At 70.5% G+C, this 851-nt stretch carries 2 protein-coding genes; both read left to right on the top strand.

Annotated features, from left to right (window positions below; genetic code table 11):
- Positions 1-39 precede the first annotated feature (39 nt).
- On the top strand, positions 40-123 hold the full coding sequence (locus D7W79_RS46415) for an SHOCT-like domain-containing protein (protein ID WP_371876154.1): 84 nt from the start codon (positions 40-42) through the stop codon (positions 121-123).
- Complete coding sequence (locus D7W79_RS42375; RefSeq protein WP_244222288.1) at positions 120-758, top strand: hypothetical protein; 639 nt, start codon at positions 120-122, stop codon at positions 756-758. Before D7W79_RS46415 ends, D7W79_RS42375 begins: the two co-directional genes overlap by 4 nt.
- Positions 759-851 lie beyond the last annotated feature (93 nt).

Raw genomic sequence — 851 nt, 5'->3', positions numbered from 1 at the left:
CCCCCGCCCCCTCAGTCCCGGGGAATCCCCGACGACGAGATGCGCCGCGTGCTGGACCTGGTGGAAGCCGGCAAGCTCAGCGCGGAGGATGCCCAGAAGCTGCTCAAGGCGATGCAACGGTGAGGATCATCCCCCAGGCGCCGAGCTCGCGTGAGCCCGGCCCCTCGCGCCTGCTGTACGACGTGCCGAATGGCGCGTGGGGATGGGATTCACTCCTCGAGGTGCTCGGAGAGACGATCCGCTGGTGCGCGGCCCGGGCCACCCTGGACGCGCCGGCCACCTGCCTGCGCACGCCCGGATTCCAGCCCCGGGCGATGGTGGACTGCGACCGCTTCCAGATGATGGAGCGGGTCATCCACGCGCGGCACTACGCCTTGCGAAACACGCCGCCGGAGTCCAGCCCGTCACGCGCGGATGGGCGCCTTCACGGCGGCCGGCTGCTGGTCTACTTCCCGGATGACAACACCTGCGACGGCGGAGCGGAGCTGGCGACGCGGGGTTACCTGGACGTGGACAACATGCCGCCCTGGGACACCTGGGTCGGCATGTTCCGCGAGGATCCGGAATCGCCCACCCAGTCAGCGGACTACCTCATCGCCTGGGTGCCGCCCGTGTTCCTCGACGCCGTGGCCCAGGGCATCTTCGTGAACCCGGAGTACTGCATCCAGTGGCTGGAGGACTCCACGACGCTGATGGCGAAGCGCCTGAAGGACCTCACTTCGCCGATGGCGCTTCAGGCCCGGGACTGCCCTCCGTGATGCTCACCCCGCCCCCTGACCGCGCGGCGGCCGCGCTCAGCGCCCTGCGCGCCGCCTTCCCCGCCCTTCCCTTCCCGGCGGGCGAGGATGTAG

The organism is Corallococcus exercitus (genome assembly GCF_003611585.1).
GTDB classification, from domain to species: Bacteria; Myxococcota; Myxococcia; order Myxococcales; family Myxococcaceae; genus Corallococcus; species Corallococcus exercitus.
This window is presented reverse-complemented; position numbering and strand designations above follow the sequence as displayed.